Raw genomic sequence first — 14,591 nt, 5'->3', positions numbered from 1 at the left:
CGCCACGCAGCGAAGCGGAGTAGCGGCATGACCAGCTTCGGAGATATCGAGCAGGCGATCGCCGAGATCGCGGCCGGTCGGCCGGTCGTCGTGGTCGACGACGCCGACCGCGAGAACGAGGGCGACCTGATCTTCGCGGCCGAGCTGGCCACGCCGGAGCAGATGGCGTTCATGGTGCGCTACACCTCCGGGTACGTCTGCGTGGCCCTGACCGAGAGCGAGGCCGACCGGCTCGACCTGCCGCCGATGCACCACACCAACCAGGACCGGCGCGGCACCGCGTACACGGTGACCGTGGACGCCCGGGAGGGGATCAGCACCGGCATCTCGGCGGCCGACCGCGCCCACACCAGTCGGCTGCTCGCCGGCGCCGCGACCGACCCGACCGACCTGGCCCGCCCCGGGCACGTGGTGCCGCTGCGCGCCCGCGAGGGCGGCGTGCTGCGCCGACCGGGGCACACCGAGGCGGCGATCGACCTGACCCGGCTGGCCGGGCTGCGCCCGGCGGGCGTGCTCTGCGAACTGATCAACGACGACGGCACCATGATGCGGCTGCCGGACCTGGAGAAGTTCTCCGCCGAGCACGGCCTCACGCTGATCACCATCGCCGACCTGATCGCCTACCGGCGGCGCACCGAGAAGCAGGTCGAGCTGGTCGCCGACGCCCGGATGCCCACCCGGCACGGTGTGTTCCGGGCACTCGGCTACCGCGCCGAGCACGATCCGGCCGAGCACGTCGCGATGGTGCTCGGCGACCTCGGCGACGGCCAGGACGTCCTGGTCCGGGTGCACTCCGAGTGCCTCACCGGGGACGTGTTCGGCTCGCTGCGCTGCGACTGCGGGCCGCAGCTGGACGCCGCGCTGGCCCGGGTCGCCCGCGAGGGTCGGGGCGTGGTGCTCTACGTCCGCGGACACGAGGGGCGCGGCATCGGCCTGCTGCACAAGCTGCAGGCGTACCAGTTGCAGGACCAGGGCCGCGACACCGTGGACGCCAACCTCGACCTGGGCCTGCCCGCCGACGCCCGCGACTACGGCACCGGCGCGCAGATCCTCTACGACCTGGGCGTGCGCTCGATGCGACTGCTGACCAACAACCCGGCCAAGCGCGCCGGACTGGAGGGCTACGGGCTGACCATCAGCGGCCGGGAGGGACTGCCGGCCGGGGCGCACCCGGAGAACCTGCGCTACCTGCGTACCAAGCGGGACCGGATGGGTCACCTGCTGGACGAGTTGGACGAGGTGACCGAGGCGCCGATGGGGCGTCCCGTCGCCAACGACGAGATCGGAGCATGACGATGGCGGGTTTCGGTGAGCCGGGAGTCGACGCGGTGGACGCCGCGGGGCTGACCGTCGGGGTGGTCGCCGCCCGCTGGCACGGTGACCTGACCGACCACATGCTGGAGCGCGCGGTGGCCGCCGCCGAGGCGTGCGGCGCCCGGTCCGTGGTCGCCCGGGTCGCCGGCTCGGTCGAGCTGCCCGTGGTCGCCCAGGCCCTGGCGCGCCGCTGCGACGTCGTGGTCGCGCTCGGCGTGGTGGTCCGTGGCGCCACCGCGCACTTCGACTACGTCTGCCGTTCGGTCACCGACGGGCTGACCCGGGTCGCCCTGGACGAGGGCAAGCCGGTCGCCCACGGTGTGCTCACCGTGGAGACCATCGAGCAGGCCCGGGACCGAGCCGGACTCCCCGGTTCGGCGGAGGACAAGGGCTGGGCGGCCACCGTCGCCGCGCTCGACGCCGCGCTGGCCGTGCGGACCGTGGCGGCCGGTAACGCCCAGCGGGTCGGCTTCGGCGGCTGACGCCTCGGCCGTCTGGGTCGTCTCGGTTGTCTTGGCCGGCTCTGCCGCTGGGCGTCTGGGTTGTCTCGGCCGTCTCTGAGGGCGGGCCTTCAGAGACGGCCGGCCTCGATGATCCGGCGCAGGAACTGCCGGGTACGGGGCTGCGTCGGCTCGCCGAGGACCTGCTCGGGTGGGCCGCTCTCGACGACCCGTCCCGCGTCGAGGAAACAGACCTCGTCGGCGACGTCCCGGGCGAAGCCCATCTCGTGGGTGGCCAGCACCATGGTCATCCCGTCGGCCTTCAGGTCCCGGATCATCGCCAGCACCTCACCGACGAGTTCCGGGTCCAGGGCGGAGGTCACCTCGTCGAGCAGCATCAGCCGGGGCGAGTTGGCCAGCGCCCGCACGATCGCCACCCGCTGCTGCTGCCCGCCGGAGAGCCGATCCGGGTAGGCGTCCGCCTTCGCGCCCAGCCCCACCCGGTCGAGCAGCTCCCGGGCCTGCGCCTCGGCCTCCGCGCGGGCCCGCCGGTGCACCCGTCGCGGCGCGAGGGTGATGTTCTCCAGCACGCTCAGGTGCGGAAACAGGTTGTACGCCTGGAACACCATGCCGATCCGTCGGCGTACCCGGTCGGGGTCCACCCGGGGATCGGAAATGTCCTCCCCGTCCAGCTCGATGGTGCCGTCGTCGAGCTCCTCCAGGAGGTTCACGCAGCGCAGCAGGGTGGACTTGCCCGACCCCGAGGCACCGATCAACGCCACCACCTGGTGCTCGGCGACCGTCAGGTCGAGCCGGTCGAGCACGATGTTTCCGGCGAACTCCTTGCGCAGCCCCCGGCACCGCAGCAGAGCCATGCTCAGCCTCCCGACTGGCGACGGGCCGCACGCAACGTCACCCAGTCGGTGACCGCGATCAGCGGGATCGCGAGCAGCACGAAGAGCACGCCCGCCACCACGTACGGCGTGTAGTTGAACGACTGGGCGGTGGCGATCTGGGCGGCGCGGACCGCGTCGATCGGCCCGGCCAGCGAGACCAGGCCGACATCCTTCTGCAGGGCCACCACGTCGTTGAGCAACGGTGGCGCCACCCGGCGGACGGCCTGCGGCAGGACCACGTGCCGCATCGTCTGCCGGTACGTGAGACCCAGCGACCGGGCCGCGGCGAGCTGGCTGGGGTGCACCGACTCGATGCCGGCCCGGAACACCTCGGCGAGATAGCCGCCGTAGGTGAGCACCAGCGCGAGCCCGCCGAGCACCAGCACCGGCGGCGTGCCCTGTAGCCGCAGCCCCGGCACGCCGAGGGTGAGCAGGTAGAGCACGATGATCAACGGCAGGCCGCGGAAGGTGTACGTGTAGCTGGCGGCCAGCGCCCGCACCGGGAAGAAGATCGGGCCGCGTAGCGTCCGCAGCACGGCGATCACCAACCCGAGCAGCAGCGCGCCGGCCGCGCAGCACACCAGCAGCCGGACGTTGAGCCAGAGCCCGCTCAGCACCGCCGGCAGCGCGTCGACGGCGATCTCCGGGTCCAGGAAGGACCGCCGGACCCGATCCCAGCCCGGCGCGCCGGTCACCGCGACGACCAGCAGCGTGCCGAGCGCCGCCGTGGAGGACGCCGCCACCAGCACGCTGTACACGGTCTGCCGCCGCCGGTACGCCGAGCGCCGCAGCTGCGCCGGCGACGGGGTGTGCTCGAGCAGGGTCACCGCAGCTCGGCCGCCCCCGCCACCTGCGCGAGCCACTTCTGCTCCAGCTCGGTCAGCGTGCCGGCCTCGCTGAGCTGACCGACGGCGGTGCTCACGCAGCGGGTCAGCGGGGAGTTCTTGTCCAGTAGCAGCCCAAAAGCCTCGGGCACACCGACCTGCGGCACCTGCCCGACGATCGTCGCATCGGTGATCTCCGCGCCGGTGATGTAGAACGCCGTCGGCAGGTCCACCACCAGACCGTCGAGCTGCCCGTTCTGCAACGCCTTCTTGGCGTCGTCGTTGCTGTTGTAGACCTGCGGCTTCGCGGCCGGCTTGATCACGTCGGTGATCGCCTGATAGCTGGTGGTGCCCACCTGGGCGCCGAGCCGGGCGTCCCGCAGGTCGGCCAACGACGTCTTACCGGCGATCTTCGACGACTTCAACGCGATGACGGTCTGCCGCACCAGGTAGTACGGCGCGGAGAAGTCCACCGCCTGCTTGCGCTCCTCGGTGATGGAGAACTGGTTGATGTCGAAGTCGAAGCTCTTCGGCCCGGGTGCGATCGCGGAGTCGAACTTGACCCGGGTCCAGGTCACGTCGGCACGGGCGTAGCCGAGCTTCTCGGCCACCGCGTACGCGACGGCGGCCTCGAAGCCTTCGCCGTTGTCCGGTTTGTCCTGCCGGAACCACGGCTCGTAGGCGGGCTGGTCGGTGGCGATGGTGAGCTTGCCCGGCGTACGGGTGGGCAGGCTGTCCCTGGTGCAGGACGGCGACACGGTGACGGTGGGGGTCGGTGTCTCGTCCTGTGGCGCGCACCCGGCGGTGGCGGCGACGACCGCACCGGCGAGGGTGAGCGCGAGGAGACGTGAGCTGCTGGCCATGGCGGACAGCGTAGAGGCATCGACCGGTCCGCTTGGAGACTGTCCCACCATGTCGATAGGGAATTGTCCGCTTGCTGGGTTCGCGTGGACCCGGACTCCGGGTGCCGGCCCGGCGGCTGGAAGAATCGCTCCCCGTGAAGACGTTCGAGGAGTTGTTCGCCGAGCTGCAGGCCAAGGCCGCCGCCGGCACCCCGGGCTCGGGCACCGTCGCCGCACTGGACAAGGGCGTGCACTTCATCGGCAAGAAGGTCGTCGAGGAGGCGGCCGAGTCGTGGATGGCCGCCGAGCACGAGGGCCCGGAGCGGACCGCCGAGGAGATCTCCCAGCTGCTCTACCAGGTCCAGGTGCTGATGCTCGCCAGCGGTCTCGAGCTGAAGGACGTCTACCGACATCTGTGAGTGCGCCCCGTCGTTGATCAGACCCGATCGAAGGAGCACTCCGTCATGCTGCGTGTCGCCATCCCCAACAAGGGCACCCTGGCCGAGCCGGCCGCCCAGATGCTGCGCGAGGCGGGCTACCGCCAGCGCACCGACCCCAAGGACCTCGTCTGCCGCGACGAGGGCAACGACGTCGAATTCTTCTACCTGCGCCCCAAGGACATCGCCACCTACGTCGGCTCCGGTGACCTCGACCTCGGCATCACCGGCCGGGACCTGCTGATCGACTCGGCCGCACCCGCCGAGGAGGTCGTCGACCTCGCCTTCGGCCGGGCTACCTTCCGCTTCGCCGCCCGCCCCGACGACATCGCCTCCGTGCAGGACCTGGGCGGGCACCGGATCGCCACCGCGTACCCCGGCCTGGTCGAGCGGCACCTCGGCGACCTGGGCGTCAAGGCCGACGTGATCCGCCTCGACGGCGCGGTGGAGAACGCCGTCCGCCTGGGCGTCGCCGACGTGGTCGCCGACGTGGTGGAGACCGGCGCCACCCTGCGCCAGGCCGGCCTGGTGGTCTTCGGAGAGCCGCTGCTGCGCTCCTCGGCGGTGCTGGTCCGCCGCGCCGGCGCCCCGGCGCACCAGCAGGCCGAGCAGTTGCTGCGTCGCCTGCACGGGGTGCTGGTGGCCCGCCGCTACGTGATGCTCGCCTACGACGTGCCGGCCGGCCTCCTGGACCGGGCCAGCGGGCTCACCCCGGGCATCGAGTCGCCCACCGTGTCGCCGCTGCACCGCGAGGGCTGGGTGGCGGTGCAGGCGATGGTGCTCCGCGACGACGTGCACCGGATCATGGACGAGCTGTACGAGTTGGGCGCCCGCGCCATCCTGGTCACCAACATCCACGCCTGCCGCCTCTGACCGCCCCTGCTTGATCGACTCGGTGCCGGCACCCGCAAGATCGCGCTCGAACATGGAAGTAGTGGCCTCCCCGCGCCACCGAGGCCACTCGAACCAGGATCGAGCACGATCTTGCGGGTCCGGCGCTGGGCTGAGTGACGGCTCGGCGGGTGGTGCGGTCGGTGGGCGGGTGCGGATGGCAGACTGGTGGGGTGAGTGAAACCGAGCTGGTCCGCCTGAAGCCCCGCCGGATCCGGGTGGTCTGCTGGTCGGCCGCGGTCGCACTGGTGGTCGTGTTCGGCCTGGTCGCCACCTCGCTGAGTGGGCCGACCGGCGATGGCTACGGCAGCTTCCAGCGCGGCGACCAGATCGCCATGATCGGCCTGGGCATCTTCGGCGCGCTGGGCTTCCTGCTGTTCACCCGGCCACGGGTGGAGGCGGACGCACGTAGCATCCGCGTACGGAACGTCATCAGCTCGTACGAGCTGCCCTGGGAGGTCGTCCGGGGGGTCCGCTTCGACCGGGGCGCGCCGTGGGCCAGCCTGGAGCTGCACGACGACGACCTGCTACCGATGGTCGCCCTGCAGGCCGCCGACAAGGAGTTGGCTGTCGACGGGGTCCGCGCGCTGCGCCGACTGCACGAAGCCCACCTGGCCCGCCTCGCCGAACGCGCCGCCGGCCGCTGACCCGCGCCGCCGGCCGCTGACCCGCGCCGCCGGCCGCTGGCCGGTCGCTGATCCGCGCCGCCGGCCAGGATCGCGCCGCCGTCCAAGATCAGCACAACTTCCAGGAAACTGCTGCCTCACCGCGGCCGGAGGCACGAGTTTCCTGCAAAGTGCGCGGATCTTGGCGCCCGCGCCGCGCCCGCGCCGCGCCCGCGCCGCGCCCGCGCCGCGCCCGCGCCGCGCCCGCGCCCGCACCCGCGCCCGCACCCGCACCCGCACCAGCGCCGCGCCCGCGGCGTGGGCGCTGGGACTCGCGACCCTGGGTCGTGTCCGGTTTGGGGGTGACCGGGGCCGGGGTGTAGTGTTATGGAGTCGACCAGGCTGTCTCCGCGTGCGAGCAGACAGCCACGAAAGCGGAGCGCCTGCTCCCACCCGAGTCGCCGCTACGGTGGCCGGGTCCGGTCCCCGGTTCCGGGTACGTCCCGGTGCCGGATGCGCGATCCTGTGATCGTGCCGACCGGTCGAGCGGGCCCTGGCATGCGCCGGGGCCTTCTGCTTTCCGGGTTGGTTCCCATCCGGGAGCCGCGGGGGTCGGCACCTGAGCAGAAACGACTCGAGGAGGCCCCATCAGCGTCGAACCACGCGTGAACGATCAGATCCGGGCACGTGAGGTCCGACTGGTCGGCCCCGAGGGTGAGCAGGTGGGCATCGTCCCACTGGAGCGCGCCCTTCAGCTGGCCGCGGACGTCGATCTGGACCTGGTTGAGGTTGCGCCGATGGCGCGCCCGCCGGTGTGCAAGCTCATGGACTTCGGCAAGTTCAAGTACGAGAGCGCACTGAAGGCGCGCGAAGCGCGGCGTAACCAGCAGCAGACCGTCATCAAGGAAATGAAGCTTCGGCCGAAGATCGACCCGCACGACTACGAGACCAAGAAGGGTCACGTGGTGCGGTTCCTCAAGGCGGGCGACAAGGTCAAGGTGACGATCATGTTCCGCGGTCGCGAGCAGAGCCGCCCGGAGCTGGGTTACCGGCTCCTGCGTCGGCTCGAGTCCGAGATCACGGACCTGGGATACGTCGAGGCCGCTCCGAAGCAGGACGGTCGAAACATGATCATGGTTCTCGCTCCGCATCGGGCCGTCAAGGCCTCCGCGGTCGCCGCTACGGCGTCCCGCGGTGCACCTCGGGACCGGGGGGCGGACGAGTCCGCGCCGGTTACCGATGAGACCGCGGCGGCCGGCGAGACCGCAGCAGCCGTTGACGGTGGCACCGCCGCCGACACCAGCGGCGAGTAACAGGGGAGAAGACGTTCCACATGCCGAAGATGAAGAGCCACACGGGTATGGGTAAGCGGGTCAAGGTGACCGGCAAGGGCAAGATCGTTGCCCAGCAGGCCGGCCTCCGCCACAACCTGGAGAAGAAGCCCTCCACCCAGACCCGCCGGCTGACCGGCACGGTCGTGCTGGCCAAGGCCGACGTCAAGCGCATCAAGAAGCTGCTCGGCCGCTGACGCGCGCCACCTTTACGTAAGAAGGAGTTGAGATGGCACGCGTCAAGCGGGCTGTGAACGCCCAGAAGAAGCGTCGTACCCTGCTGGAGACCGCGAGCGGTTACCGCGGTCAGCGCTCCCGGCTGTACCGCAAGGCCAAGGAGCAGGTGCTGCACTCGATGCAGTACGCCTACCGGGACCGTCGCGACCGCAAGGGCGACTTCCGGCAGCTGTGGATCCAGCGGATCAACGCGGGCGCCCGGGCGAACGGGATGACCTACAACCGCCTGATCCAGGGCCTGCGTCTGGCCGGCATCGAGGTCGACCGCAAGATCCTGGCCGACCTGGCTGTCAACGACGCCGCCGCGTTCGCGGCGATCGTCGAGCTGGCCCGGGCCGCGGTCACGGCCGAGGGCACCGGCGGCGCGGCGGCTCAGGCGGCCTGATCCCCACGCACCAGAGCGAGGCGTCTCCCGTGTCGGCACCGCCGTCCGGGGGGCGCCTCAATCGTGCCGGAGGAGCGCACACCATGGCTTTCACTGCGCGTACCCCCAGGGTTGTCGCCGCTCGGCGGTTGCAGCGCCGCCGGGACCGCGACGCCACCGGCCGGTTCCTGGCCGAGGGACCGCAGGCGGTCCGCGAGGCCCTCGCGCGGCCGGGGGTGGTCACCGAGCTTTTCGGTACGCCCACCGCGCTGGACCGGCACCCGGAGCTGGCCGCCGTGGCGGCCCACGCCGACGTGCCGGTCTCCGAGGTGACCGACGACGGCCTCGCCGCGCTCGCCGAGACTGTCGCCCCGCAGGGGCTGATCGCCGTCTGCCGGCACCTCGACGTGCCGTTGGAGCAGGCCCTCGCGGGTGCGCCCCGGTTGGTGGCGGTGCTCGCCGAGATCCGTGATCCGGGCAACGCCGGCACGGTGCTGCGGACCGCCGACGCCGCCGGGGCGGGTGCGGTGGTCTTCGCCGGTGACGCCGTCGACCCGTACAACGGCAAGTGTGTGCGGGCCTCCGCCGGCAGCCTCTTCCACGTCGACGTGGTCCGCGCGCCGGACCCGGTCGCGGTGGTCGACGCGCTGCGCGCCGCCGGGTTGTCGATCTTCGCCACCACCGGGTACGGCGACAGCGACCTGGACGACCTGACCGACTACGGCCGGCTCGCCGGGCCCACCGCCTGGCTGTTCGGCTCCGAGGCGCACGGGCTGCCCGAGGAGCTGATCGCGGCCGCCGACGCGCGGGTGCGGGTGCCGCTGTACGGGCGCGCGGAGAGCCTCAACCTGGCTGCGGCCGCCGCGGTCTGCCTGTACGCTTCAGCGAGAGCACAGCGCTGATGGTGTCCACGCCCGGCGCGACAGACAGCAGGGGAGAGCGTCCGTCGATGAGCGCGCCACGGCGTTCGTTTAGCCAGCCCGCCGGTGTCGGCGGGCGGCGGGCCTGACCTGCTCCCTGCGAAACTCCTACCGGCGGGCTGCGGCGCAGCCGCGCGTCCGTAGACTCGCTTAGCCGCCTCGGTGAGGGCTGGCGCCGCCGTGAGGGAGTGCCCGTACGCCATGAGCTACCGCAACGATCCGTACGACCCGAAGCAGGTCGCCCTGCTCGACCCCGCCGCCCTGGACGAGGCCGTCGCGGACGCCACGAAGGCGTTCACCGCGGCGACCGACCCGGACGCCCTGACCGCGCTGCGCTCGGTGCACCTGGGGGACCGGTCACCGGTCTCCCTCGCGCGCCGGGAGATCGGCGCGTTGCCGCCGGCCGCGAAGTCCGACGCCGGTAAGCGGGTCAACGAGGCCCGCCGGGCGATCGAGACCGCGTACGCCGACCGCGCCGAGGTGGTGGAGCGTGAGCAGGCCGAGCGCATGCTCGTCGAGGAGCGGGTGGACGTCACCCTGCCGTACGCCCGGCGTCCGCGGGGCGCCCGGCATCCGCTGAGCACCCTGATGGAGTCGATCAGCGACCTGTTCGTCGGGATGGGCTACGAGGTGGCCGAGGGGCCCGAGGTCGACCTGGAGTGGGTCAACTTCGACGCGTTGAACATCCCCGCCGACCACCCGGCGCGCGGCCTGATGGACACGTTCCACATCGCACCGGAGGGTTCCGGCCTGGTGCTGCGGACGCACACCTCGACGGTGCAGACCCGCACCATGCTCAGCCGCAAGCCGCCGATCTACGTGATCGTGCCCGGCCGTGTCTACCGCACCGACGAGATCGACGCCACGCACAGCCCGGTGTTCCACCAGGCCGAGGGCCTCGTGGTGGACAAGGGCATCACGATGGCGCACCTGCGGGGCACGCTGGACCACTTCGCGCGGGCGATGTTCGGCCCGGAGGCGAAGACCCGGTGGCGGCCGCACTACTTCCCGTTCACCGAGCCGTCGGCGGAGTTCGACGTGTGGTTCCCGGAGCACCGCGACGGGCCGCAGTGGGTCGAGTGGGGCGGCTGCGGGATGGTCAACCCGCGGGTGCTGCGCGCCTGCGGCGTCGACCCGGAGGTCTACTCCGGATTCGCCTTCGGCATGGGCATCGACCGGACCCTGATGGTCCGGCACGGGGTCAGCGACATCCGCCATCTCTTCGAGGGCGACGTGCGGTTCAGCCGCGCGCTCGGGACCGGGGCGTAGGCGATGCGGGTACGAGACACGGGAACGGTGGTCTGAAAGTCATGCGAGTTTCTGTCAGTTGGCTGCGGGAGTACGTCGACCTCCCTGCCGACCTGCCCACCGGTGACGTGGAGCAGGCGCTTGTCGACCTCGGCATCGAGGTCGAGTCCGTGGTGGACCTGCGCGAGAGCGTCACCGGCCGGCTCGTCGTCGGTGAGGTGCGCGAGATCGAGGAGCTCACCGGTTTCAAGAAGCCGATCCGGTTCTGCCGGGTGGACGTGGGTGACGCCAACGGCACCGGCGAGCCGCAGGAGATCGTCTGCGGGGCGCGTAACTTCGCCGTCGGCGACCGGGTGGTGGTGATCCTGCCCGGCGGTGTGCTGCCCGGCGGGTTCGCCATCGGCGCCCGCAAGACGTACGGGCACCACTCGGCCGGCATGATCTGCTCGGCGAAGGAGTTGGGCCTGGGCGACGACCACTCCGGCATCATCGTGCTTCCGCCGGATGTGGCGGCCAAGCCGGGCGACGACGCGCGGCCGGTCGTGGGCCTCGACGACGTGGTGTTCGAGCTCGAGATCACCCCGGACCGTGGGTACGCGCTGAGCCTGCGCGGCCTGGCCCGGGAGTTGTCGCACGCGTTCGACGTGCCGCTGCGCGACCCGGCCCTGGCGCCCGCCCCGGCCGGCACGCAGACCCCGGCGTACCCGGTGGAGGTCCGCGACACGGTCGGCTGCGACCGATTTGCCGCCCGGCTGGTCCGCGGCATCGACCCGAACGCGCCGACGCCGTCGTGGATGGCCCAGCGGCTCGTCACCGCCGGCATCCGCAGCATCTCGCTGCCGGTGGACATCACCAACTACGTGATGCTGGAGCTGGGCCAGCCCATGCACGCCTTCGACGCCGATCGGATCGTCGGGCCGCTGGTGGTCCGCCGCGCCGAGGCGGGGGAGAAGCTCACCACCCTGGACGGCGTCAACCGGGTGCTCACCGCCGACGACATGGTCATCTGCGACGACACCGGGCCGATCTCCCTCGCGGCGGTGATGGGCGGCGAGACCAGCGAGGTCGTCGCCGGCACCACCACCGTGCTGTTCGAGGCGGCGCACTGGGATCCGGCGATGGTCGGGCGGACCGCGCGTCGGCACAAGCTGTTCAGCGAGGCTGCGAAGCGCTGGGAGCGGGGCGTCGACCCGGCCGTGGCGCTGGTCGCGCTGGAGCGGGCCGTCAGGCTGCTCACCGAGCACGGCGGCGGCACGCCGAGCGCCGAGATCCTGGACATCGACCACGTCCGTCCGCGTACCCCGATCACCCTGCCGGCGGACCTGCCCACCCGGCGGGTCGGCGTCGAGTACCCGCCGGCGCGGGTCGTCGCCCTGCTGGAGCGGGTCGGCTGCACGGTCGCGCAGGGCGCGGACCGGCTGTCCGAGGACGCGGGCGCGGTCGGCGTGGCCAGCGGCGCCGGGACGGCGCTCAGCGTCACCCCGCCGACCTGGCGACCCGACCTGACCGACCCGGCCGACCTGGTCGAGGAGGTGGTCCGCCTCGACGGGTACGACCGGGTGCCGTCGGTGCTGCCGACCGCGCCCCCCGGCCGTGGTCTGACGCCGCGGCAGCGTCGCCGCCGGGCGGTCGCGACGGCGCTGGCCGAGCGGGGGTACGTCGAGGTGCTCGCGCACCCGTTCGTGTCGCCGGAGCTGGCCGACCTGCTCGGCCTGCCCGCCGACGACCCGCGCCGCCCCGCGGTGCGGCTGGCCAACCCGCTGTCCGAAAAGGAGCCGCTGCTGCGCACGACGCTGCTCGGCCCGCTGCTCGGCATCCTGAAGCGCAACCTCGGCCGAGGTCACCGCGACCTCGCCCTCTACGAGATCGGAGCGGTCTTCCACCCGCGCGTCGGTGCCGGCAGCCCGCCCGCGATGGGCGTGGATCGGCGACCCACCGACGCGGAGTTCGCCGCCGCCGACGCGGTGGTGCCGGCGCAGCCCGTGCACGTCGCGGTGGTCCTCTCCGGCGACCTTGATCCGGCCGGCTGGTGGGGCGCGGGACGACCGGCCGGCTGGGCGGACGCGATCGAGGCGGCCCGCGACGTGCTGGCCGCCGCCGGGATCCCCGACGAGCGGGTCGAGTTGCGCGCGGCCGAGTACGCGCCGTGGCACCCGGGCCGCTGTGCCGAGCTGCGGGTCGACGACACGGTCGTCGGGCACGCCGGTGAGCTGCACCCGACGGTGGTGGCGGCGCTGGAGCTGCCCCGCCGCACCTGCGCGATGGAACTGAACCTCGACGCGCTGCCGCCGACCCCGGTGACGCCCGCGCCGACGGTCTCCGGCTTCCCGCCGGCGCTTATCGACGTGGCCCTGGTGGTGGACGACTCGGTGCCGGCCGAGCAGGTGGGCCGCGCGCTGGAGGCGGGCGCCGGTGAGCTGCTGGAGGACGTGCGGCTGTTCGACGTGTACTCCGGCGAGCAGCTCGGCGAGGGGCGGCGGTCGCTGGCGTACAAGCTCACGTTCCGGGCCCCGGACCGGACGCTCACCGTCGAGGAGGCGGTGGCCGCACGGGACGCGGCGGTCGCCGTCGCGGCCGAGCGCTTCGGTGCCACCCTGCGCGGCGCCTGACTGGCCCCGGCCCGTCCCCCGCACCGCGATCTCTCAACCTGCGGGCTCGGCGTTCGAGTCCCTGGCGGCGTAGCAACGAGCAAGGCCCTGAACTGGGATTAATCCCGGGTCGGGGCCTTATTCGTGTCCGGCGGCGGGATTGGTCGCTCGGTGGGTGCTCGAGAGCCGGTGGACCGGGCCGGTGTGGCGGGGTCTCCGGGGACGCTGTTCGGCGGTGACGGAGGCTACTGCTATCCGTCCTTGTCGAAGGCTGTCGTTGTGGCCGGGCCGTTATCAGCGTCAACGCCCGTCCGGGTCCTCGCCGCGCAGGCGGCCGGACTGCGCGGCGCACTGCTCGCTGCCAAGGCAGCCGGATACTCCCACGTCACCATCGACGGCACGCTGATCGAGACCGACCGGTGTCGTACTCCTGGACCGACACCGGGCGTGGATCGCTGGTGGTCGGCCAAGCACGACAATCACGGCGGCAACATCCAGGCGATCATCGTTGGCGACGGCTGGCCCATCTGGACCTCGCCCGCACGACCCGGCCGCGAGCACGACACCACCGCACTACGCACCCACCCCGAACTCCTGCCCTGCCTCCGAGGGGCCGGCACCGATCTGCGACCCCTCGGCGATCTGGCCTACAACCGCGAGTCCAGCACCAACGCCGTGGCGTTCAAGAAACCGAAGAACAGCCGGCTTACCGCCATCCAGCAGCAGTTCAACAAGGTCCACAACAGCTTGCGAGCCATCGGCGAACGCGGAAAATTTTGCTCAAGACCACATCCAAGGCGCTACGCAACGTCAGCCTCGACCCATGGCGCATCGGCATGATCGTGGCCGCCGCACTCGTCCTGCTCCACACCGACCACGACTGCACCACGTGATCACCGCTTGTGATCGCGTGGTGCAGAATGGTTCACTGCGGTTGGTCTGTCCGATCAGCAGACCGAGGAGGTCACGTCGTTGAATTCGCCGGGACTTGCGAAGAGTTCACCGTTCGCATGGCGGACGGTGAACTTTCTGTCGTGCAGGTTCCAGTAACTGAAGCCCGCAGGAATCTCGATGTATCGGCCGCTGTAGTCGTTGTTCTCGTAAAGCCTGAGGTAAAGGCCGGTGTTGTTGTAGAAGGACGACGCCTTGTTGTCGAAACCCCCGAGGCTCGGCGTGCACCGCGGCAGGCTGACCTTCTGACCCTCCCAGTTCTTATGTTCCCACAGACAGATGGTGTTGGCCTCGCAGGCTGGAGTCGCGGCGGCTGCGGGGCTGGCCACAGCCAGCGCCGCCCCGGTGGCGAGCACAATGGAAAGGAGGAAGCTAGAACCCCGACGTGACAACACGTTTCATCCATTCTCTAGGTCGAATTCTAACTATGCTAGTTCGACGCTGTGGACAGGAACTGGATGAGACGGGTCACCCGGTTCGGACGCGCGGCGGGCTGCTGCACGCGCTCGCCGCCGTTCCTGATCCACGCGTTCCATGGGGCGTGCGTTACCCGCTGACCGCGCTGCTGGCGGTGGCGGTCTGCGCCGTCATGGCCGGGGCGTCGTTCGCCGCGATCACGGATTGGCTGCACGACCTGGACGAACGCGCCGGGAGCACACCCCGCTGCGCCCGATCTGGCTCGGCCCTGGCCCTGCGGCCGGGG

General features: G+C 71.7%; 15 protein-coding genes and 2 pseudogenes. 13 read left to right on the top strand and 4 right to left on the bottom strand.

From position 1 onward, the window contains the following. The first annotated feature begins 27 nt into the window (after positions 1-27). Positions 28-1,293 (top strand): bifunctional 3,4-dihydroxy-2-butanone-4-phosphate synthase/GTP cyclohydrolase II, encoded by a 1,266-nt coding sequence (locus O7620_RS12190; RefSeq protein WP_151487766.1) that lies wholly within the window; start codon positions 28-30, stop codon positions 1,291-1,293. A 2-nt stretch (positions 1,294-1,295) separates the two neighbouring features. Next, a complete protein-coding gene (gene ribH / locus O7620_RS12185; protein WP_151487814.1) occupies positions 1,296-1,796 on the top strand; it encodes a 6,7-dimethyl-8-ribityllumazine synthase in 501 nt (166 codons plus the stop codon). 89 nt (positions 1,797-1,885) lie between these two features. On the opposite strand, the gene O7620_RS12180 is transcribed toward ribH, so the two are convergent. From O7620_RS12180 to O7620_RS12170, 3 genes are read right to left on the bottom strand one after another with little or no spacing between them, the layout of a single operon-like run. Beyond that, positions 1,886-2,629 carry an amino acid ABC transporter ATP-binding protein gene (locus O7620_RS12180; protein WP_151487765.1) on the bottom strand — a complete coding sequence of 248 codons (744 nt, stop codon included), beginning with the start codon at positions 2,627-2,629 and terminating at the stop codon, positions 1,886-1,888. Between the two features lie 2 nt (positions 2,630-2,631). Continuing rightward, entirely contained in the window at positions 2,632-3,477 is an 846-nt protein-coding gene (locus tag O7620_RS12175) for an amino acid ABC transporter permease (protein WP_151487764.1), read from the bottom strand. Next, positions 3,474-4,337 carry a transporter substrate-binding domain-containing protein gene (locus tag O7620_RS12170; protein WP_278123113.1) on the bottom strand — a complete coding sequence of 288 codons (864 nt, stop codon included), beginning with the start codon at positions 4,335-4,337 and terminating at the stop codon, positions 3,474-3,476. Before O7620_RS12170 ends, O7620_RS12175 begins: the two co-directional genes overlap by 4 nt. 116 nt (positions 4,338-4,453) lie before the next feature. On the opposite strand from O7620_RS12170, the gene O7620_RS12165 reads away from it, so the two are divergent. From O7620_RS12165 to O7620_RS12120, 10 genes and pseudogenes are all read left to right on the top strand, one after another. Next, complete coding sequence (locus tag O7620_RS12165) at positions 4,454-4,735, top strand: phosphoribosyl-ATP diphosphatase (RefSeq protein ID WP_225854096.1); 282 nt, start codon at positions 4,454-4,456, stop codon at positions 4,733-4,735. 45 nt (positions 4,736-4,780) lie between these two features. Continuing rightward, positions 4,781-5,626 (top strand): ATP phosphoribosyltransferase, encoded by an 846-nt coding sequence (gene hisG, locus O7620_RS12160; RefSeq protein ID WP_151487762.1) that lies wholly within the window; start codon positions 4,781-4,783, stop codon positions 5,624-5,626. Positions 5,627-5,817: 191 nt separating this feature from the next. Beyond that, positions 5,818-6,291 carry a PH domain-containing protein gene (locus tag O7620_RS12155; protein ID WP_278123112.1) on the top strand — a complete coding sequence of 158 codons (474 nt, stop codon included), beginning with the start codon at positions 5,818-5,820 and terminating at the stop codon, positions 6,289-6,291. Between the two features lie 623 nt (positions 6,292-6,914). Continuing rightward, positions 6,915-7,562: a translation initiation factor IF-3 gene (gene infC / locus O7620_RS12150; protein ID WP_151487760.1), complete on the top strand. Its 648-nt coding sequence runs from the start codon at positions 6,915-6,917 to the stop codon at positions 7,560-7,562. A 20-nt stretch (positions 7,563-7,582) separates the two neighbouring features. Then, on the top strand, positions 7,583-7,777 hold the full coding sequence (rpmI, locus tag O7620_RS12145; RefSeq protein WP_007458415.1) for a 50S ribosomal protein L35: 195 nt from the start codon (positions 7,583-7,585) through the stop codon (positions 7,775-7,777). A 32-nt stretch (positions 7,778-7,809) separates the two neighbouring features. Beyond that, positions 7,810-8,202 (top strand): 50S ribosomal protein L20, encoded by a 393-nt coding sequence (gene rplT, locus O7620_RS12140; RefSeq protein ID WP_184184750.1) that lies wholly within the window; start codon positions 7,810-7,812, stop codon positions 8,200-8,202. 29 nt (positions 8,203-8,231) lie between these two features. Continuing rightward, entirely contained in the window at positions 8,232-9,083 is an 852-nt protein-coding gene (locus O7620_RS12135) for an RNA methyltransferase (RefSeq protein WP_278123111.1), read from the top strand. A gap of 219 nt (positions 9,084-9,302) precedes the next feature. Continuing rightward, positions 9,303-10,370 (top strand): phenylalanine--tRNA ligase subunit alpha, encoded by a 1,068-nt coding sequence (pheS, locus tag O7620_RS12130; RefSeq protein ID WP_151487758.1) that lies wholly within the window; start codon positions 9,303-9,305, stop codon positions 10,368-10,370. A gap of 41 nt (positions 10,371-10,411) precedes the next feature. Continuing rightward, positions 10,412-12,958, top strand: coding sequence for a phenylalanine--tRNA ligase subunit beta (gene pheT / locus O7620_RS12125; protein WP_278123110.1), 2,547 nt, complete (start codon positions 10,412-10,414; stop codon positions 12,956-12,958). A 294-nt stretch (positions 12,959-13,252) separates the two neighbouring features. After that, positions 13,253-13,830: pseudogene (locus O7620_RS12120) on the top strand (transposase family protein); the annotation flags it as partial. A 54-nt stretch (positions 13,831-13,884) separates the two neighbouring features. Here O7620_RS12120 and O7620_RS12115 read toward each other — a convergent pair. Next, the gene (locus O7620_RS12115; protein WP_278123109.1) at positions 13,885-14,244 is read right to left on the bottom strand and encodes a peptidase inhibitor family I36 protein; all 360 of its coding nucleotides are present in this window, start codon (positions 14,242-14,244) and stop codon (positions 13,885-13,887) included. Between the two features lie 71 nt (positions 14,245-14,315). On the opposite strand from O7620_RS12115, the pseudogene O7620_RS12110 reads away from it, so the two are divergent. After that, a pseudogene (locus tag O7620_RS12110) lies at positions 14,316-14,519 on the top strand (transposase family protein); the annotation flags it as partial. Positions 14,520-14,591 lie beyond the last annotated feature (72 nt).

It is taken from the genome of Micromonospora sp. WMMD710 (genome assembly GCF_029626045.1).
Classification (GTDB): domain Bacteria; phylum Actinomycetota; class Actinomycetes; order Mycobacteriales; family Micromonosporaceae; genus Micromonospora.
This window is presented reverse-complemented; position numbering and strand designations above follow the sequence as displayed.

What these genes read in the sequence shown, in the direction of transcription:
- rplT (WP_184184750.1), top strand. Translation starts at nt 7,810, where the DNA reads ATGGCACGCGTCAAGCGGGCTGTGAACGCCCAGAAGAAGCGTCGTACC.
- O7620_RS12180 (WP_151487765.1), bottom strand. Translation starts at nt 2,629, where the DNA reads ATGGCTCTGCTGCGGTGCCGGGGGCTGCGCAAGGAGTTCGCCGGAAAC.
- O7620_RS12170 (WP_278123113.1), bottom strand. Translation starts at nt 4,337, where the DNA reads ATGGCCAGCAGCTCACGTCTCCTCGCGCTCACCCTCGCCGGTGCGGTC.
- hisG (WP_151487762.1), top strand. Translation starts at nt 4,781, where the DNA reads ATGCTGCGTGTCGCCATCCCCAACAAGGGCACCCTGGCCGAGCCGGCC.
- rpmI (WP_007458415.1), top strand. Translation starts at nt 7,583, where the DNA reads ATGCCGAAGATGAAGAGCCACACGGGTATGGGTAAGCGGGTCAAGGTG.
- O7620_RS12190 (WP_151487766.1), top strand. Translation starts at nt 28, where the DNA reads ATGACCAGCTTCGGAGATATCGAGCAGGCGATCGCCGAGATCGCGGCC.
- pheS (WP_151487758.1), top strand. Translation starts at nt 9,303, where the DNA reads ATGAGCTACCGCAACGATCCGTACGACCCGAAGCAGGTCGCCCTGCTC.
- pheT (WP_278123110.1), top strand. Translation starts at nt 10,412, where the DNA reads ATGCGAGTTTCTGTCAGTTGGCTGCGGGAGTACGTCGACCTCCCTGCC.
- ribH (WP_151487814.1), top strand. Translation starts at nt 1,296, where the DNA reads ATGGCGGGTTTCGGTGAGCCGGGAGTCGACGCGGTGGACGCCGCGGGG.